17 protein-coding genes are annotated in these 19,102 nt (G+C 65.9%); 10 read left to right on the forward strand and 7 right to left on the reverse strand.

Annotated elements, in window-relative coordinates:
* The 6 genes from SIN08_RS00025 to SIN08_RS00050 form a co-directional block, all read right to left on the reverse strand.
* A partial coding sequence (locus SIN08_RS00025) for a hypothetical protein (protein ID WP_322449403.1) occupies nucleotides 1-438 on the reverse strand: 438 nt, incomplete at its 3' end.
* 26 nt (nucleotides 439-464) lie between these two features.
* The gene (locus SIN08_RS00030; protein WP_322449405.1) at nucleotides 465-1,439 is read right to left on the reverse strand and encodes a YVTN family beta-propeller repeat protein; all 975 of its coding nucleotides are present in this window, start codon (nucleotides 1,437-1,439) and stop codon (nucleotides 465-467) included.
* A 26-nt stretch (nucleotides 1,440-1,465) separates the two neighbouring features.
* Nucleotides 1,466-2,683, reverse strand: a complete 1,218-nt coding sequence (locus SIN08_RS00035) for an ABC transporter substrate-binding protein (RefSeq protein WP_416207984.1) — start codon at nucleotides 2,681-2,683, stop codon at nucleotides 1,466-1,468.
* Nucleotides 2,684-3,004: 321 nt separating this feature from the next.
* On the reverse strand, nucleotides 3,005-3,688 hold the full coding sequence (locus tag SIN08_RS00040) for a response regulator transcription factor (protein ID WP_322449406.1): 684 nt from the start codon (nucleotides 3,686-3,688) through the stop codon (nucleotides 3,005-3,007).
* A gap of 10 nt (nucleotides 3,689-3,698) precedes the next feature.
* Nucleotides 3,699-5,237 carry an ATP-binding protein gene (locus SIN08_RS00045; protein ID WP_322449407.1) on the reverse strand — a complete coding sequence of 513 codons (1,539 nt, stop codon included), beginning with the start codon at nucleotides 5,235-5,237 and terminating at the stop codon, nucleotides 3,699-3,701.
* Between the two features lie 79 nt (nucleotides 5,238-5,316).
* Nucleotides 5,317-6,234, reverse strand: a complete 918-nt coding sequence (locus SIN08_RS00050) for a LysR family transcriptional regulator (RefSeq protein ID WP_322449408.1) — start codon at nucleotides 6,232-6,234, stop codon at nucleotides 5,317-5,319.
* 112 nt (nucleotides 6,235-6,346) lie between these two features.
* Here SIN08_RS00050 and SIN08_RS00055 point away from each other — a divergent pair, with 112 nt between their 5' ends.
* The 7 genes from SIN08_RS00055 to SIN08_RS00085 all read left to right on the forward strand — a co-directional run bounded on the left by SIN08_RS00055 (nucleotide 6,347) and on the right by SIN08_RS00085 (nucleotide 15,641).
* Nucleotides 6,347-7,093 (forward strand): NAD(P)H-dependent oxidoreductase, encoded by a 747-nt coding sequence (locus SIN08_RS00055; protein ID WP_322449409.1) that lies wholly within the window; start codon nucleotides 6,347-6,349, stop codon nucleotides 7,091-7,093.
* Between the two features lie 325 nt (nucleotides 7,094-7,418).
* Nucleotides 7,419-9,290: an ABC transporter ATP-binding protein gene (locus tag SIN08_RS00060; RefSeq protein ID WP_322449410.1), complete on the forward strand. Its 1,872-nt coding sequence runs from the start codon at nucleotides 7,419-7,421 to the stop codon at nucleotides 9,288-9,290.
* An 11-nt stretch (nucleotides 9,291-9,301) separates the two neighbouring features.
* Nucleotides 9,302-10,819, forward strand: a complete 1,518-nt coding sequence (locus SIN08_RS00065; RefSeq protein ID WP_416207989.1) for an ABC transporter substrate-binding protein — start codon at nucleotides 9,302-9,304, stop codon at nucleotides 10,817-10,819.
* A 72-nt stretch (nucleotides 10,820-10,891) separates the two neighbouring features.
* Nucleotides 10,892-11,815, forward strand: coding sequence for an ABC transporter permease (locus SIN08_RS00070; protein WP_322449412.1), 924 nt, complete (start codon nucleotides 10,892-10,894; stop codon nucleotides 11,813-11,815).
* 3 nt (nucleotides 11,816-11,818) lie between these two features.
* Nucleotides 11,819-12,679: an ABC transporter permease gene (locus SIN08_RS00075; protein WP_322449413.1), complete on the forward strand. Its 861-nt coding sequence runs from the start codon at nucleotides 11,819-11,821 to the stop codon at nucleotides 12,677-12,679.
* Nucleotides 12,676-14,421, forward strand: coding sequence for a peptidase M14 (locus tag SIN08_RS00080; protein ID WP_322449414.1), 1,746 nt, complete (start codon nucleotides 12,676-12,678; stop codon nucleotides 14,419-14,421). The genes SIN08_RS00075 and SIN08_RS00080 overlap by 4 nt, the downstream gene beginning before the upstream one ends.
* 146 nt (nucleotides 14,422-14,567) lie before the next feature.
* Nucleotides 14,568-15,641: a siderophore-interacting protein gene (locus SIN08_RS00085; RefSeq protein WP_322449415.1), complete on the forward strand. Its 1,074-nt coding sequence runs from the start codon at nucleotides 14,568-14,570 to the stop codon at nucleotides 15,639-15,641.
* 34 nt (nucleotides 15,642-15,675) lie between these two features.
* Here the strand turns inward: SIN08_RS00085 and SIN08_RS00090 are convergent, their stop codons facing one another.
* Nucleotides 15,676-15,981, reverse strand: a complete 306-nt coding sequence (locus SIN08_RS00090; RefSeq protein WP_322449416.1) for a hypothetical protein — start codon at nucleotides 15,979-15,981, stop codon at nucleotides 15,676-15,678.
* A 136-nt stretch (nucleotides 15,982-16,117) separates the two neighbouring features.
* On the opposite strand from SIN08_RS00090, the gene SIN08_RS00095 reads away from it, so the two are divergent.
* The 3 genes from SIN08_RS00095 to SIN08_RS00105 all read left to right on the forward strand — a co-directional run bounded on the left by SIN08_RS00095 (nucleotide 16,118) and on the right by SIN08_RS00105 (nucleotide 19,094).
* Nucleotides 16,118-16,645, forward strand: a complete 528-nt coding sequence (locus SIN08_RS00095) for a hypothetical protein (RefSeq protein ID WP_322449417.1) — start codon at nucleotides 16,118-16,120, stop codon at nucleotides 16,643-16,645.
* Between the two features lie 367 nt (nucleotides 16,646-17,012).
* Entirely contained in the window at nucleotides 17,013-18,104 is a 1,092-nt protein-coding gene (locus tag SIN08_RS00100) for an ABC transporter ATP-binding protein (RefSeq protein ID WP_322449418.1), read from the forward strand.
* Nucleotides 18,105-18,119: 15 nt separating this feature from the next.
* Nucleotides 18,120-19,094, forward strand: a complete 975-nt coding sequence (locus SIN08_RS00105) for an ABC transporter substrate-binding protein (protein ID WP_322449419.1) — start codon at nucleotides 18,120-18,122, stop codon at nucleotides 19,092-19,094.
* Nucleotides 19,095-19,102: the final 8 nt, after the last annotated feature.

Raw genomic sequence — 19,102 nt, forward strand, 5'->3', positions numbered from 1 at the left:
GCCCTTCATGCCTCTGTCTTCAAGGTCTGGGACGGACCATGTGAAGAAGCCTGGTCTTGCGGCGACGAACTGGACCTGGATGGTGCCTGGGGCGTCGAATTCGAGCCAGGCGGGGGCGCCGTTCATGTGCACTTCCAGGTCCTCGATGACGATCTGGTTCATCCACACATTGCGGAAGAGGTCGGTGAAGAACTTGTATTCCAGCCGCCCCTTCGACGTGATCTGCCAGCGATAGGCCTGGCCGGCCACCAGCTCGAAGTTCTGCCGGTTGACGGCGAAGTCGTCGTCGGGCGCGCCCAGCACCAGCTCCGGCACGTCCTTGCTCGATAGCGTGATCTCCGGGCCGTCGTCGTCATCGTCGTCGTCCTGCGCCCAGGCGAGGCCCTGCGGCAGCAGCGCAAGGCTTGCCGCCAGGAGCAATGTCGCCAGCTTCTTCATGGGTCTTCCTCCCTCCGCTTGTGTGATCATTCCGGCGCCACCACCACGCCCCAGGGCTGCTGGCCCACCGTCACCGACTGCACCGGCTCGTCGCTCGCCACGTCGATGAAGGTCACGTCGTTGGAGATGCCGTTGGTGCTGATGACCATCGCCTGGTCCGGCGTGAAGGCGAGCTGCCACACGCGCTGGCCGACCAGGATGTAGTCGAGCACCTCGTAGGTTTTCGTGTCGACCACTGCCACCCGGTTGGCCGGGCCGAGCGCCACATAGGCCTTGGTGCCGTCCCTGGTGATGCGCACCCCCACCGGCTGGATCGATTCCGGCCTCAGACCCGGGATCTCGAAGGTGATCTTGTGCTTGATCTCGCGGCTCTCGTTGTCGATCACCGACACCGTGCCGCCGATCTCCGCGCTCACCCACACCTCCGCCCCGTCGGGCGTGAACTCGGCGAAGCGCGGGCGCGAATCGACCAGCACGTTGTCGGTGATCTCGTGGCTCTCCGTGTCGATGAAATGCGCCATGTTGGTGGTCTCCGAGGTGTTGACCAGCGTCCTGCCGTCGGGGCTGATGCCCATCCCCTCCGGCTCCACCCCGACCGGGATCTCGGTCACCACGCTGCGGTTCTCGATGTCGATCACGGTCACCAGATTGTCGTCCTCGTTGGCCACATAGAGCGTCTTGCCGTCGGGCGACAGCACGAACAGCTCCGGGTCCGGCCCCGACGGCAGCGTGCCGACGATCCGGTGCGTCTCCGTGTCGATGATCTCCACCGTGTCGTCGTCGCTGGCGCACAGATAGATGAACCTGCCGTCATGGGAGATGGTGATGCCGCGCGGGCGCTGGCCGGTCTCGATGGTCTCGACCACCGCCATCGTCTCGGTGTCGATGACGCTGACGGTGTTGCCCCGCTCGTTCGACACATAGGCCATGGTGGCCGAAGCCGGCGTGGCGAGCGCCGCCGCCAGCGCGGCGCCGGCGAGCGCGGACAGGGTTCTATGCATGCAGGCTCCTCCCGATCGGTGAAAAACTAGTCAAGCACGCAGCGCGTCTCCGGCCGGTCGACGCCCAGCGTGTCGAGCTCGGAGACCTGGTGCAGGAAACCCTCCTGCGGCGAGGTCGACACCACCGAACGCCCGTCGCCCAGAAAGATCGGCTGGCGCAATTGCTGGTTCCAGTCGCGGTAGGTCAGCTTCTGGCCGCGGAAGGCGGCCACCGCGAAATCGTCGGAACGGATGAAGGCGGCCACCTCTTCAGGATCGCCGCTGCCCGTGCGCGTCACCGCCTCGCCGATCGAGCGCGCCGCCGTCCAGGCCGACATGTCCTTCGACACCATGCGCCGGCCGATCCTGTCCGCGAACCGGTTCTGGATCTGCGTGCCGCCCCATTGCTCGCTCGCCGGGTGCCAGGCCGAGGGCACCAGCCCCGCCGTGCCGGCCACCGGCCGCGGCACCCAGGTGCGGTAGGGCAGATAGGTGCCGAACACCTCGCTCTCGTCGGCCACCAGCACCACGTCGTGCTCCGGCAGCCCTTGCGTGAAGACCGGCATCTCGCGCTGGATCTGGGTGACGCCCGAATCGGCGCGCCGCGCCGTGCCGCGGTCCTCGTAGAGCTTCTCGGCCACGATCTCGCCGCCGAAGCGTTCCGCCGCCCGCTTGAGGGCCTCGGCGAACAGCCGGTCCGGCGCGTGCGAGCCGTGGATCAGCACCCAGCGCCGCCACTGCTTCCACATCAGATACTGCGCCAGCCCGTCGGCCAGCATCGAGCGCGTCGGCGCCGTGTGGAAGACGTTCGCCCGGCATTCCTCCTCGCGCAGAATGTCATCCGGCGCCCCGACATTGAACAGGATCACGCCGGCTTCGGCCGCCAGATCGGCGATCGAGACGAGCTGTTCGGCCGAGACGTCCGTCAGCACGAACCGGTTGCCGTTCTCCACCAGCCCGCGAAAGGCCTCCCTCGCATTCGCCCCCGGCGCGATCTCGCGCACTTCCAACGCAAATTCCTGGCCGAGGAAGCTGCCCGTCGTGTTGTTGTCCGCAACCGCAATCTCCGCCCCCGCAACCCCCTCGTCACGCGGCGGAATGTCCAGAACCGACAACGCCAACTCCGGCGCATACGCGCGGAGATAGCCGATCTTCACTTCCAGCGGGGAGTCTTCCGATCCATCCGACTGGGCAAAAGCCGTGCCGGAAGCGATGCACATGAGCAGCCCCACGAGGACGGCGATGATCGATCTTTTCTCCACCATACGGCTTTCCACGGTACACATGTCAGTCGGCGCGAAGGCAAAGGCCCCCATGCGCAACGCTCTTCCCTGAGGCGTTTGGCCGGCCATCTCCGGCAGCTTGCGAAGAGGGGAGCTGTCCACCCCACCGCGCCGACCAAACGCCAGCTTGTCTTCAAGTCCGGGCAGCTTATTGAAGTCGGCGGTGCCAGGCTACGGCAACACTTCTCGATTTCATTGCCAAAAGTTCCCGGTCCGCTTCCTCGACTTCCCGTCCCGCCGCGGGATCGACCGGACGCGGAAGAGAACTTGCGTTCTCCCTTCCTTGCCCTTCGCCGGACGGCGTCAGCCCGTTCCACCGTCTCCGAGTTGAAGCTCGGGCGGGGGCGGCCGGTCGGTTGTGGATGAAACATAGTGGACAGCCATGCGGATCAGTTCAGGGAGATTGCGGACGCCGAGCTTTCCCTTGAGCTGCGAGCACAGATTGGCCACGGTCTTGTAGCTGACGTTGAGTTCATGGCCGATCTGGCGATACGCCTTGCCCTCGGCGAGCAGGGTGAGCACCTGCAGTTCGCGCGGCGAAAGGCCGCTGAGCCCGCCGATCGCCGGACGCGCACCATGCAGCGCCACCTGGACTGCCGTGTCGTGGTTCAGATAGGGCTTGCCGTTGCGCACGGACTCGAAGGCATCGAGGAAATCGCCCGGGCCGGCGTCCTTCAGCACATAGCCGGTGGCGCCGGCCTGCAGGGCCCGGCTGACGATGAAGGCATCGCTGTGCATGCTGAGCACCAGGATGGGAAGCCGGCTGTCATGAAGGCGCATACGGGCGACGAGATCCAGGCCGCCCAGCCTGTTGCCCTTGAGCGCAAGGTCAACAATGACGATGTCCGGGCGGTTGCGCCGGAAAAGCCGGTATCCGCTCGTCGCGTTGCTGGCCTCCAGAACATCGCAGACGCCGGCATCCTGCAGAACCCTCCGGCAGCCCTGAAGGACCATCGGGTGGTCATCGACAATGAGGACCCTGGTCATCGTACTCCTCTCAACGGTGGCTTTCGCCAGGTTCGCATCCGCGGGGCGCCTCGGCCAGCGGTATCGTCACCTCGAGCCGCGTTCCGCCGTCAGGCGTGCCGGCGACCGTCACCGTGCCGCCGAGTGCGCGGACCCGCTCCTCCATCGCCGTCAGGCCAAGGCCCTTTTTTGCGCGCCGGGCCATGCCGGGCCCGTCGTCGCGAACGGAAAGACAAAGGACGGATAGAGCTTCCGGTCCATCACCCCGTTCGCCGCTGCACTCCGACAGAGCGACGGTGACGGTGTTGGCCCGGGCATGCCGCTCGGCATTCGTGATGCCTTCCTGCAGACAGCGATAGACTGTGAGATCGACCGAGTCGCCATAGCTGTCGGCGAGCGGCCCGACAACGGCGGTCACCTTGGTCTGCGGGTTGAGGCGCTCGAAATCCGCCGCCAGGCCGGTGACGATCTCGGCGAGCGGCACATGGCCGAGCGCCATCGGCCGGATCCTGCCGAGCAGTCCGCGGTTGAGCATTTGGATCCGGTCTGTGATCTCGCCGAGGGTCGCAACGCGCTCGCGCAGCGGCGCAGCCAGCTTCCCGCCGGCTTCCGCGGCCAACTTATCCAGGGAAGCGATGTTCGCTTTCATGCCGAAGAGGCACGGTCCGATCTCGTCGTGCAGTTCGGCAGCGATCTGCCGGCGCTCGTCGTCCTGCACGGAGACAAGCCTGCGCGTCAGCCGGCCGTTGTCGGCTTTCGCCGCCCGCAAGCGGTCGGCGAGCGCGTTGAAATGGTCCGCAATATAGGCGAGTTCACGGATTTGCGGCCGGGAGAGGCGATGCCGGAACTGGCCCCGCTCCAGTTGCCGCAGCCCTTGCGCCAGGCCGGTGAGCGGATCGAGCAGGCGTCCGAGGGTGAAATACAGAATGGCGATCACCGTCAGATTGACGGCGAGTGCGATGATCGCCAGGTGCTTGGTATCCCTCCAGACTTCGGCGATTTCGTCCGCGGGATGGCCGACGAGGACGACCGACCCGCGCAGCCGGCCGTCGGAGACGATCTTCATCTCGCGCCGGATGTCGTCGACCCGGACAAGCGCGGTAAACCAGCCCGGCACGCGCGTTTCGGGGCCGGCCGCCGTGCCGAGCGCCTCGGCTGGCAGAAGCGACGGCAGTGCTCCATTGCTGTCGGCAAAGAGGATCCGCACGTGCCGCAATTGCCCGAGTTCAAGCACCAGGTTACGGAAAAGGGCCGTCAGGGGTGTCCCGGCTCCGCTGCGCTCCACGGCCGCGTGGACCAGACGTTCGGCCACGCGCATCGAGGCGGCCATTTCAGCCTGGGCCGCCTGCCGCGCGTCGTAGACCACCACAGCGGTCGCGGCCAAGGCGGCGATGATGTTTATGAGGACGATCGCTGCGAGAATTCGGCTGCGCAGCGACAACCGCTCCCATAGTTCAAACCACCGGCGGCGGAAGGTGGAGCCAAGGACCCTTCGCGCGGGATCGAGCGGCCGCAAGGCATGGCAATGCGGCAAGACGGAAGACGACTCCTTCACGGGAATTCCGGTCATCATTCCTCCCTTGGGTTCGCGGCCTGGGAAACCCGGTGCCTAGTTTTCTGCAAAGCGCGGCCGTGTTCCAGCGGGAATTTCACCGGGCGGGAACTTTATCGCCGCTTTCGTGCCGGGATGGCCAACCTTCCCCGGCGAGCCTGCCCCGCTGGCGCTTCAGAGCATCAGCGAGAAAATCGAGAAACACCCGGATCCTGGCGGTCGCACGCAGATCCGCATGGGTGAGCAGCCAGAGATCGGTCGCGAGGGCCTCGATGGGGGCGCCCACGCGCCTCAGTTCCTTGTCGCCGTCGCCGAGATAACATGGCAGGACCGCCAGGCCCGCGCCTTCCTTTGCGGCCAGGTAGAGCCCGAGCATCGTATTGGTCCGGTAACGGCTATGTGCAAGCAGGCCCGCCTCGCGCAGCCACTTCTCGAGGGCCGGATATTGCATGCGTTCGTCCGGCCCCACCCATGCATGGGCGTGGATATCCGCAGCGTCGGGGATAAATTCACGGTTGCCGTAGACCGCCTGCGCGATGGTCGCGATCCTGCGGCCTACGAGGATCTCCGGGGGTGCCGTGGCCGGGCGCAAGGCCACGTCCGCTTCGCGTCGCGTGAGGCTGAAGACCTCGTTCGAGGCCGCCACTTCCAACTCGATCTCCGGATAGGCCTCACGAAAGTCTGCGAGGATCGGCGAGAGAACGCCGAAGAGGAGCGTGTCCGTGGTGGTGAGGCGAACCGTTCCCGACGGGCGCAGGTCCCGGCCTGCGATGCGCCGCTCGGCAGCCAGGACCTCGCGCTCGATCCGTCGCGCGACCGTCGCCAGTTCCTCACCCGCCAGGGTGGGCGTATAGCCGTTTCTCGACCGGTCGAACAGCCTGACGCCCAGGCGCTCCTCCAGACCGCCGAGTTGTCGGAAGACCGTGGCATGGCTGACGCCGAGCCTGCGTGCGGCGCCCGAGAGCGAGCCGGACGCGGCGATCGCCAGGACGAGATGCAGGTCGTTCCACTGCATCAGACTGTTCATATCTGCAAACGGAATATGCGCATTCTTCGGATTTCGGTTTGCATATGAACAAACTACATCCGGGTGGCCGTTGGCAACAGCATCAAGGAGACCAGCTACCATGCATGCCCTGATCGTCCTCAGCCATCCCGAGCCCACGTCGTTCAATGCTGCGCTCAAGGACGTGGCGGCGGATACGCTGGAGCGCCTTGGCCACAGCGTCGACGTCTCCGATCTTTACGCCGAAGGGTTCGATCCGGCGGAAAGAGCCGCCCAATACCCGGCCCGCAAGCACCCGGACAGGTTCGCCGCGCTGGCCGAACAGCGCCACGCCAGCCAGACGGGTAGCCTTCCGGCGGACGTTCGCCGCGAGATCGAGCGCCTGGAGCGGGCCGATCTCGTCGTCTTCCAGTTTCCTCTCTGGTGGCACGCGCAGCCGGCGATGCTGAAGGGCTGGTTCGACCGGGTCTTCGTCAATGGCGGGCTCTACACCAGCACAATGCGCTACGACCGTGGATATTTCCGCGGCAAACGGGCCGTCCTGTCGGTGACGACCGGCGCTCCGGCGGCGGCGTTCGGCCCGAACGCGCGCGGCGGCGACATGCACCATCTGCTCTGGCCGCTGCACTATTCGCTGCATTATGTGGGGTTCGCGGTTCTGCCGCCTTTTCTAGCCCACGGGGTGCAGGGGCATGGCTACGCCTATCAGGACGCGGATCGCTTCGCGGCCCAGCTTGCGGACGAAAAGGCGCGATGGCGGCGGCGTCTGGAAACCCTGGACGAGGCGGAGCCGCTCGCCTTTCCGGGATGGAACGACTGGACCGAGGACGGCGGGGCGAAGCAGCCGGGCTTTCGAGCGGCCGTGTAGTGCCGCCGTGATCGATCTCCTTTGAAATGCAGCAGCACCCGGTATCGCCCGGGCGCTGCCGGCGTCATGCGCCGGGACAGGTGTGTGTGTGTGTGTGTGTGTGTGGGCTCCCGCTCCGATTAAGAACACATTATTGACATTTTATCGTTAAAATGATGATGTGCCCTGAAACCACGAGATCCGGGGCGCTGCCGTTGCAGGCAAGAACGATCTTCACGCTGACGCTGGCGGGCAGCCAAGGCCATTTCCGGCAGGGGTCGGGGAAGGCGGGTTGCGCGTCCATCTCTGCAGCCGTTTGCATCCCGCCAAGGGGCGGCGGGGCGCGATGACGGCTCGGCCGCTGCTGTCCGTTCGCTCCCTTGACATCGACTTCGGGGAAAACCGGGTCGTCGACGATCTGAGCTTCGACGTTCATGCCGGCCGCACGCTGGCGATCGTCGGCGAATCCGGCTCGGGCAAATCCGTGACATCGCTCGCCATCATGCAGCTCGTGCAGCACCTCAACGGCACGATCGCGGGCGGCGAAATTCTTTTCGACAACGGCAAGGCGGCTACCGATCTGGTGCGTTGCGACGAGCGGGCGATGCGACGCGTCCGCGGCAAAGAGATCGCCATGATCTTTCAGGAGCCGATGACGTCGCTGAACCCGGTCTTCACGATCGGGGATCAGATCATGGAGGCGCTCATCCTCCATGAAGGCCGCAGCAAGGCATCCGCGCGGGCCGAGGCCAAGAGGCTCCTGGAACTGGTGCGTCTGGCCGACGCCGGGGCGCTCCTCAGGCGCTATCCGCACCAGCTTTCGGGCGGCATGCGCCAGCGCGTCATGATCGCCATGGCGCTCGCCTGCCGCCCCAGGCTTCTGATCGCCGACGAGCCGACCACGGCGCTCGACGTCACCATCCAGGCGCAGATCCTCAGCATCATGCGCGACCTGCAGCGCGAACTCGAAATGGCCGTCATTTTCATCACCCACGACATGGGCGTGGTGGCCGAAATGGCCGACGACGTGGTGGTGATGCACAAGGGTCGCAAGGTCGAGCAGGCGCCGGTGGAAACGCTGTTTGAAGCACCCGCCGACATCTACTCGCAGACGCTGCTTGCCGCGGTCCCCAAGCTCGGCAGCATGGCCGGCGAAAAGCTGCCGCGCCGCGAGCCGCTGATCGTTCTGGAGGAGGGCCGGCGCCGGCGGATCGGTGAGGCGAAGGTGCAGGATACGGCGCGCTACGACGCGCCGCCGGTCGTCTCCGTTCGCGATCTGGTGACCCGCTTCGACATCAAAAAGAGCTTTTGGGGCAGCGTGACCCATCGCGTCCACGCGGTCGAGAAGGTGAGCTTCGACATCTTTCCCGGCGAGACGCTGGCTCTTGTGGGCGAATCCGGGTCCGGCAAGTCGACCATCGGGCGCACCATCCAGCAGCTGCAGGAGCCGACGGCGGGCGAGATCCTGTTCGACGGCAAGCCGGTCTCGGCCATGGACCGTGCCGGGCGCATGCGGCTGCGCCAGGAGGTGCAGTATATCTTCCAGGATCCATTCGCCTCGCTCGATCCGCGCCGCACCGTCGGGTTTTCCATCGCCGAGCCGATCCATACGCACGGACTTCTGTCGGGCAAGGTGGTGGAAAAGCGCGTGCACGCGCTTCTCGAGCGTGTCGGCCTCGAGCCGCATCACGCGCGGCGGTATCCGCACGAATTCTCCGGCGGCCAGCGCCAGCGCATCTCCATTGCCCGTGCACTCGCCTCCGACCCGAAGCTGATCATTGCCGACGAGGCGCTGTCGGCGCTGGACGTCTCCATCCAGGCGCAGATCATCGATCTCTTCATGGAGTTGCAGGCCGAGCGCGGGCTCGCCTACCTCTTCATCAGCCACGATATGGCCGTGGTGGAACGCATGAGCCACCGGGTCGCGGTGCTTTATCTCGGCCAGGTGGTGGAATTCGGCCCGCGGCAGGCCGTCTTCGAGAACCCGAGTCATTCCTATACACGCCGGCTCTTGTCGGCCGTTCCCGTCGCTCGGCCGGGGCTCAGGCGCGACCGGCCGCTCCTGGAGGGGGAAATCCCGAGCCCGGTGCGGCGCGCCGGTAACGAGCCGGAAATCGTCAGTCTAAAGGAAACGGCGCCGGGCCATCTGGTGGCCGTCGAGAATCAGGTGCCGCAACAGGTCTCAACCGAGCATTCAAAGGAGTTCAGTTCCCCATGACCAAAATCTTGATGACGGCCTTCATGGCCACCTCCGTTCTTGTCTCCCCGGCCGCCCTGTCGCAAGCAGCCGCCGCCGGCGCTCTCACCATCTCCTCGCCGCAGGATCCGGGAAGCTGGGATCCGATCGACACCTTTCTCGTCAACTGGGCCTCGGTCTCCACGAACATCTTCGATGGACTGACCTATCGCGGCCCGGATCTGAAGCTGGTGCCGGCACTCGCCACCTCCTGGGAGGAGCTCGACGAGGGCCAGCGCATCCGCTTCACGCTGCGCGAAGGCGTGACTTTCCACAATGGCGAGCCCTTCAACGCCGAGGCCGTGAAGTTCACTTTCGATCGCCTGCTTGGCGAGGAGGGTTCGAAGGGGCCGCAGCAGTCGAACTACGTCGCTGTCGAGAACGTCGAGGTCATCGACGACTTCACCGTCGACTTCCACCTAAAGGAGCCCGATCCGGTGCTTCTGACGAAGCTCGCCGGCTACGGTGCCATGATCGTGCCGCCGGACTATATCGAGGAGCACGGTGACGAACATTTCAACACCCATCCGGTCGGCACCGGCCCCTTCAAGTTCGTCTCCTACGAGCCGCGCGAGGAAATCCGGCTCGAGGCCTTCGCCGACCATTGGGGCGGTGCGCCGAAGCTCGACACGGTGACCTACCGCTTCATTCCGGAGCCGGCGACGGCCGTCGCCGAGCTGCAGGCCGGCCGGGTCGACATCGTCATCCCGCCGACCATCCCGATCGGCATGATCCCCACCATCGAGAACGACCCCGATCTTGACCTCGTCTCGGTGACGAGCCCGACCGTCGAGGCGCTGCGCTTCAACACCGAATCCGGCATCACGGCGGACGAGCGGGTGCGCAAGGCGATCATCATGGCGATCGACCGCCAGGCGATCATCGATTCCATCCTGGCCGGCCAGGCCGAGCCGATCGCCAGCTTCCAGGGCGCGCTCTCCTTCGGCCACGACCCGGAAATGGAACCGCTGCCCTTCGACCCCGCCGAGGCAAAGCGGCTTCTGAGCGAGGCGGGGGTGGAGCCCGGCACGCAGATCCAGATCGACGTGCGCGGCAACGATTCCACTTTCGGCGAGGTGGCGCAGGCCGTGGCCGCCTATCTGCAGGCGGTCGGCATCAACGCCACGATCCGGCCCTACGAGACCAACGTTCTTTTGAACGACATCATTCCGGCCGGACGAACGGGCGTGATGTTCCAGCAGAAGTGGGGCGGCTGGACGTTCGACTACGACAACACGGCCTATCTGATGTACCACACGGGCGAGCGCTGGAACCCCTATGACAGCGACCCGGAGCTCGACCGCATGCTGGAGGCCCAGCGCAGCATAACCGACCGCGCCGAGCGCGAAGAGATGCTGCAGGAGATCGCCCGCTACACGGCCGACCGGGCGCTCGAAATCCCGCTTTACAACATCAACGCGCTCTACGGCGTGAACAAGCGGGTGGAGAATTTCGAAGCCGCCCCTGACAGTCGCCTGCGGCTGACGAACGTCTCGGTCTCGGACGAGTAGGGCTTTCCGCTCCCGCCGGCGTGCCGGCGGGAGCGGTCGCCTTCAAAGGCATCGCATTCCGGAAAGGGCGCCGTGGCGAAGTTCATCCTCACCCGCATCCTGCAGGCGATTTTCGTCGTCCTGGTCGTGACGCTGATCGTCTCCTTCGCCATTCGGCTGACGGGCGATCCGGCCTTGATGCTGACCCAGGGCGCGGGCAGCATCACCGAGCAGGATCTGGAAAACATCCGCCAGGCGCTGGGACTGAACCAGTCCTTCGCCGCGCAGTATCTCGACTTCCTGCGCGGGCTCGTTGTCGGCGATCTGGGGCGCAGCTTCATGGGCGGCACGCCGGTGAACGACCTCGTCGCCCGCGCGCTGCCGGCGACCTTGCTGCTCGCCTTCGCCTCTATGCTGGTGTCCATCGTGCTTTCGATCCCGCTCGGCATCCAGGCGGCGGTGGCCCGCGGCAAATGGGCGGACCAGCTCATCCGCATCCTGTCGCTGGTCGGCCTTTCCTTCCCGAATTTCTGGCTGGCGATCATGCTGGTCCTGCTCTTTTCGATCACCTTGCAATGGCTGCCGCCGAGCGGGATGGAAGGGATCGAGAGCTTCATCATGCCGGCCGCCACGATGGGCGTGATCCTGACGGCGACCAACGTACGGCTGGTGCGCACCACCATGCTGGACACGCTGCGTTCCCAATACGTAATGGTCGCCCGGGCGAAGGGGCTTTCGGAAACCGCGGTGCTCTACAAGCACGCGCTGCGCAACTGCGCCATTCCGCTGATCACCTATTTCGGCCTGCAGTTCGGACAGCTCATGGGCGGCATCGTCGTGGTCGAGCGGGTGTTCGACTGGCCGGGGCTCGGCACGCTCGCCTTCGAGGCGGTCGCCGCGCGCGACTATCCGGTCCTGCAGGGCGTCATCACGGTGCTCTCGTTGCTCATCATCACCGTCAACCTCGCCGTCGACATCGCCTATGGCCTCGTCGACCCGCGCATACGCACGGAGTGATCCATGTCGGACGGGACCATCGGCAAGGGCAGCCCTCTCAATCGCTTCAAAACGCTGGAATTCATCCTCGGCGTTCTCCTCGTCGGCGGGATCGGGCTTGCCGTGCTCTTCTCGGGCCTTCTGTTTCCCGGCGGTGGCGCGGCCGTGGATCTCGCCGCTCGGCTGACACCGCCCTTCATGAGCTGGGCGCATCCTCTCGGTACCGATCCGCTCGGCCGCGACGTCCTCGCGCGCGTCGTGGTGGGCGGCGAAATCTCGCTTCAGGTCGGGCTCTATTCCGCTGCGGGTGCGGTGGTGATCGGTGTTCTCCTGGGACTCGTCTCGGGCTATTACGGCGGCTTCTGGGATATCTTCGTGATGCGCTTTGCGGATGTGCAACTGGCGCTGCCCTTCATCCTGCTCGCCATCACCTTCATCGCCATCATCGGTGGCAGCACGACCAATACGATCCTGCTGCTAATTGTATCCCAATGGGTGCAGTATGCGCGTCTGGTGCGCGGCTCCGTCCTGTCGCTGAGGGACCGCGAGTTCATCCAGTCGGCGCGCGCCATCGGCGTGCGCGACCATCGCATCCTCTTCCAACACCTGCTTCCGAACCTGATCGGTCCGGTGATCGTGCTGACGACGCTCAACGTCGCCAACAACATCCTTCTGGAAAGCAGCCTCACCTTCCTCGGCATGGGCGTCGATCCGACGATCCCGAGCTGGGGCGGCATGCTGGCCGAGGGCCGCACCTATCTGCAGACGGCATGGTGGGTGAGCGTCTTCCCGGGCCTTGCCATCCTCCTCACGGTGCTCGGCCTGAACCTTTTAGGCGACTGGCTGCGCGACACCCTTGATCCGACGGGACGCACCAGCCGATGACGATACTGCTGGAAAAGACCTTCGAGCGCACCCTGGACCGGCTTGTCGCCGACTACGCCACGCCGGCCAATCGTGGCGGCCAGCTCGAGGCCTGGGTGTTCGAGGACGCCGAGACACGGCAGGCGGGCGAGCGGCGCCTTGCCGAGCATGGCGTTACGGCGCGGATCCGCAGCGCCTACAAGCCGCTCGTCCATGCCTTCCTCGAGGAGATCGATCTGGAAGGCGTGGAGGAAGTCCGCGTCACCTATCCATTGCTTGGCGAGATGCCGCGCCGCTTTCGCCTGGAAGCCTATCCGCTGGCCGCGCTCGTGGCGCCCGCCAGGCTCGTTTTCACCGAGGAGGAAGAGGGCGGTTTCACCTATCGGGTCGCTCTCGTGCGGGCGGACGGCCGCAGCCGGACGTTTGATGTTTTCGCGCCGAACCGCGCGCATACCGATCCCATCGGCATGACGGTCACCTCGCCGACGGGCTGGCTGAAGTGGACCGGACCCGATGGCGATATGGAGGAGCGGCGTCTCGAGACGGACTATGAGGCTCTATTCTCCGCGGCAGTGGACGTGATCGCCCGATATCCATGGGGCGAGGAGGAGCCTTACTTCGAGGCCCTGTCGATCCGGGCCGAACTGCCCGTGCGAGACCGACCGCTTCCCCACGGCCATGAATCCATCAGCTTGTGCGAGGCGCTGCACGAGGATCTCTATTTCTCCGCACTCGAAATCTTCCAGAAGAAGTCGGGCCGCCCGCTGGGTGATCGCGGTCTGCGGCCCGGGCAGATCGTCCCGGAGGTCCTGAACGGGGAGGGCGCGCCGCGGCTGCGCGTCGAGGCGCGCGCGCTGCAGGCGTCGGCATGGAGCGGGCCAAAATACGATCTGGACAGCGCGCCGGCGGCGATCGGCCCCGGCCAGGTCGGCGCCGTTCTGGATTCGCTCGGAGGACGCCGCTTCACTGCCCGCTCGCGCGCCGGCCGCAAGGTCGAGGGGCTCTATCGTCCGGGCGCGGACCCGGCGGTGATGATCAGCGGTGGTCAGCATGCCAACGAGACCTCGGGCGTGATCGGCGCGCTGAGGGCTGCAAAGCGGCTGGCGGGGCTGCCGGAGGCGCATTTCGCCGTCTCGCCGCTGGAAAATCCCGACGGCTACGCCCTGCATCACCACCTTTGCGCCGCACACCCCGCGCACATGCATCACGCCGCGCGCTACACCGCCTTCGGCAACGACCTGGAGTTCGAGCCCGAGCCGGCCGAGGGTGCGGCCGGTTTCGAAAAGGACATCCGGTGGCAGGCGGAGGCGCTTTGCGCGCCAAAGCTCCACGTGAACCTGCACGGCTACCCCGCGCATGAATGGACGCGGCCCCTGACAGGCTATGTCCCGCGCGGTTTCGAGATGTGGACGATCCCCAAGGGCTTCTTCCTCGTGCTGCGCCATCATCCCGACTGGGAGGAACGCGGCGCGCGCCTGATCGAGGCAGTCACCGCCCATCTCGACCGCGTTCCCGGCCTCAGGGCCTTCAACGAGGCGCAGATCGCGCTTTTCGAGATTCACGCCGGCGAGACGGGCTTTCGCATCGTCAATGGTGTTCCCTGTCTCATCAGCGTTGAGACGCGGCACGCGGCTCCCCTGACACTGATCACCGAATATCCCGACGAGACGATCACGGGTGCGGACTTCGTGCAGGCGCACACCGCGCAGATGGAGACGGTGCTGGCAGCCTATCACGCGTTCCGGCAGATGATGCTGTCCTGAGCCAGCGGCGATTTTTTCCACCATCCTCAGGGTTGCGGGGGCGCGGCTGCAAAGAGCCTCGCCGTTCCGCTTCTGCTTTCTTGCCAAGGCATAAAGTCGACTGTAAATGTCAGGAAAACATTTCGTCTTGCCGAGGCAGCGCTTCCATGATCACCGCATCCGATCGTTTCCATGCTCGCGCCACACTCGCCGGCGTGTCGGAGTCAGGTATTCTCAAGGCCGTTCAGGAAGGGGCCGAGGGCGGTGCCGTGGAAAGGGCGGAGGGCGGTTGGCGGGTGGCGCATGCCCTCGGGCGGATCGCGCTGCGGCCGCAGGACAGCGGCTTCGAAATCCTGCTCGAGGCAGAGGATCGCACCTCGCTCGCCTATCTTCAGCTCGGCCTCACCTATCGCCTCTCCACGCTCAACAGGCGCCTTCAGCCCGATTGGGAAAGCGACAACAAGCCCGGGATGCTGCTGCCCTATTTCCGCGAGATGCGCGTGGTGTCGGTGACCGACGTCACGCCGCGCCTGCGCCGCGTCCGGCTGGCGGGCGAGGATCTGGCGCGCTTTGCCCGCGACGGGCTTCATGTCCGCCTCCTGTTTCCGCCCGAAGGCGCGGAAAGACCTGTCTGGCCGCGGATCGGCAAGAACGGCGATGCTGTCTGGCCGGACGACGAAGACCGGCCCGTGGCGCGGGTCTACACGATCCGCCGGATCGACGTGGCCCGGGGGCTGGTGGACATCGATATGGTATTGCATGGTGGCGATGACTATCCGGGTGCCGGATGGGCGGCGCGGGCAAAGCCGGGCGATATCGTCGGCATGACGGGTCCGGGCGGCGGCGGCGCGCCGAAGGCGCGCAAGCTCGTGCTCCTGGGCGACGAGACGGCTTTGCCCGCCATCAGCCGGATCCTCGAGAACCTGCCGGAGGAGGCGGAGGCCGTCGCCCGCGTGGAGATCGCCGATGCGGCAGAGATTCAGCCACTTGAAACCCGGGCCGCGCTCGATTTCGCCTGGCTGCCGCGCGAGGGGCGTCCGGCCGGCAGCACGGTCCTTTTGCCGGAAGCGCTGAAGAGCCTGCAGTTGCACGGGGACGACCCGGATGTCTTTGTGTGGGCCGGCTGCGAGTTCTCCGCCTTCAAAACCATTCGCAGGCATTTGCGCACGGCGTTGCGTTTGCCCAGGGCACAGCATCTGGCCGTCGCTTACTGGCGGCGCGGCACTGTCGGCGCCCACTGAAGCGCGATCCGAAACGGCCGCAGACCCGCCGGCTTCAACCGCCTTCGTGCGCGGGATTCCCGGGTGCCTCGCGGGCGGCGTCCAGACGGCGCATCGCGGCAAACAGCACCTCGCGATCCCGGCAATGGGCTTCGAACAGCGCGACGAAGATCGTATTGGTCGTGTCGTGTGGGCCGGGCGCTTCCATCGCGCGCGAAAGGCTCTCGGCGGCAGCCTGCTTGGCCTCGCGGACGGCGCGCCGCAGCCGTTCGATCTCAACGGTATGCTGCTCGCGGGAAGGCGTGTCCTGACTGGGCCCGGCAGGGAGAGGCCGTGGCTCAGGGAAACCGAAATGCATCATGTCGCAACGCCTCCCGGCGCCTTCTGAAATCCTGCTCCTTCCGATACATAATACCTTACCAAAAAAGTCAAGTTTATGCTAGGATGCGTTCGATGACGCCTGAGAGGAAGGGGCGCAACGATCCGGAGGACCGCACATGCCGGAGAGGCGAAACGAGCTTGACGATCCGTGCCGCTATTTCGAGCGTCCCGCCGAGAAACTCGTGCTGGAGGGCTACCGCTGCTGGACCCACGGCTATGCCACGCGTTCGACCGAACCCTGGATCGATGCCCAGCGCCTTTATCGCCGCCTTCTCGGCGAGGAGAACGGGGCTGATGCAATCATCGCGCTCGCCGGGTTCGTGAAGACGCTGGGCGTGTGCGCAGTCTGTCCGTTACGCATGTTCCGGTCGGGCGCCCCGTTCATCTGCCGCGACGAAGCCCTTGTCCTCGGGCTGATCTCGGGAATCCAGAACGCGGACCAGCCGACGGTGGATTATTGCCTGCAAAGTCTGTGCTGCCCACAGTTTTGCGAGGACGTCGCCATGACCGCAGGGGCGTTCGCGCTCAGCCTGAAGGCCTCCGACAGGATCATGATGCCCATCCCCGTCCACGTTCTCGCCAGGATCGGCGAACGGTCCCACGAGAGCGACCGGGATCCGGCGATCTCGCGGACCATCCACTGATGCATGGTTGCCGGCCTATGCCGGCGCCTCGAACAGCAGGAGGGCTGCTGTCCTCGTCATCCGGCCAAGCGGCAACGCCTCGCCTCGCCGGGATCCGTTGAGCAGCGGCGGTCGTTCTTCGGGGAATGCGCTGACGGTTTCCGACGAGGGGCAGTACTCGATGACGTCCCAGCCGATAGGTGCCGGATAAGCTCTCTGCTTTCCGGGCGACGGGGTCGTCCTCTATGCGATTTGCCCTGCCCTGAGGCGGGGAGAAGATGTCATCGGCCCGTCATCGGCGTGTAAAGCGCGTGACACAAACCTTCGCTATCCGTTCCGCCATCGCGTTGCACACGAGTGCAAACATGCGAGCGAGAGGCGGGGCCGGATGAGTGCCATCGAGTTGCAGTCGGTTTGCAAGTCCCTCGGGGGAAAGCCCGTGGTGCGCGACGTCTCCCTCTCGATCGCGAACGGTGAGTTCGTGGCCATTCTCGGACCGTCGGGTTGCGGCAAGACGACCATGCTCCGCCTGATCGCGGGATTTGAGACCGTCGACAGCGGCCGCGTCCTTGTGGGCGGGCGGACGCTTTCCGCGCCGGGAACCCACGCCCCGCCCGAGGTGCGCAATGTCGGGATCGTCTTCCAGAACTACGCCTTGTGGCCGCACATGTCGGTAGCAGAGAATGTGGGCTTCAGTCTCAAGGTGGCCGGCCTGCCGCGGGCAGAGCGCGAGGCGCGCGTCTCCCAGACTCTGGCCATGGTGGGGCTGACGCAGTTCGGCGACCGCGCACCGGCGGCGCTTTCGGGCGGCCAGCGCCAGCGCGTGGCGCTCGCCCGCTGCCTGGCCGCGAAGAATCCCGTGGTGCTTCTCGACGAACCGCTCGCCAATCTCGACGTGCATCTGCGCGCGGCGATGGAGGACGAGTTCGCCGATTTCCACGCCCGCTCCGGCGCCACCATGCTCTATGTCACGCACGACCAGGCCGAGGCCATGGCGCTGGCCGACCGCATTGCGGTCATGGATGCCGGGCGGATCGTCCAGTTCGATACGCCGCAGACGCTTTACCGCGAGCCGGCGAACGAGATGATCGCCCGTTTCGTCGGCGACGGCCGGCTGGTCGCGGTCGAGGATCTGCGGCCGCTCGGAGACGGCCGTGCCACGGCGCGGCTGTACGGACAGCCCGTCACCGTGCGCTGTGCCGCCGGGGAACGGGCGCGCCGACGCGCCAGCCTGTCGCTGCATCCGGGTGACCTGTCGCTGACAGGGGACGATCCGCAGGCGGGCCTTGCCGCCGAGGTCCTCCGGATACGCTACCGCGGCGACCATTTTCGCGCCGAGCTCGCGCTCGGTGCCGATCCGCGGATCGTTCTGCCCGTCAACCTGCCCCAGCGGGTGCCGGTGGGGCAGAAGGTGGCCGTCGCGCTGCGCGACGGCTGGGTTCTTCCGGACCCGAATCTTGCCCAAGCTCAAGCCGCTTAACTGAAGGATGATACGATGAGAGTCTCGACCATTGCCCTTGCGGCCGCGCTCGCCGTCGCGCCGTTCGCCGCTTTCGCACAGACCACGCTCACCCTCTACACCAGCCAGCCGCCGGAGATCGCCCAGCAGACGGTCGACGCCTTCCAGGCCGAGCACCCCGAGATCGAGATCGACTGGATCCGCAACGGCACCTCGGCGCTGATGAACGTGCTGCGCGCCGAGATCGAGGCAGGCGAACTGAAGCCCGACGTGCTTCTGGTGGCGGACGTCATCAATCTCGGCCAGCTCAAGGCCGAGGGCCATCTGATGGCTTACCCGGAAGCCCCGGTCGAGCCCTACGACCCGGCCACCTACGACAAGGACATGACCTTCTTCGGTACGAAGGCGATCACCACCGGCATCGCCTACAACACCGAGAACGCCGAGCCCGTCGAGACGTGGGCGGATCTCCTGGTGGAGGAAAACCGCGGCCAGATCGCCGTGCCGAGCCCGCTTTATTCGGGCGCCGCGCTCAACCACCTCCATGCCCTCATCAACGAAGAGGACATCGGCTGGTCCTTCTACGAGGGGCTGGAGCAGCTCGACATCGTGCCGGAAGGCGGCAACGGCCCGGCGCTGAAGGCGGTCGCCTCGGGAATGGCCAAGTACGGCATCATCGTCGACGCCAACGTGCTGACCGCAAAGGCGCAAGGTTCGCCGATCGACTATATCGTGCCGGCCGACGGTGTCTCCTTCATCACCGAGCCGGTGGCAATCATGGCCAACACGGACCAGCCGGAGGCAGCCAAGCTGTTCGTCGACTTCCTTCTGTCCAAGGAGGGCCAGGAACTGGTGGCCGAGCAGAACTACCTGCCGATCCATCCCGACGTGGCGCCGCCGGAAGGCTTTCCCGCGATTTCCGGCATGAAGCTGCTGGGCTATGACGCCGACGCGGCGGTGAAGGACAACGAAGAGGTGCGCGCCCGCTTTGCCGACATCTTCGGCGGCTGAGCCGGGAT

Source organism: Chelativorans sp. M5D2P16, assembly GCF_034427935.1.
In the GTDB taxonomy this organism is placed as follows: domain Bacteria; phylum Pseudomonadota; class Alphaproteobacteria; order Rhizobiales; family Rhizobiaceae; genus Chelativorans.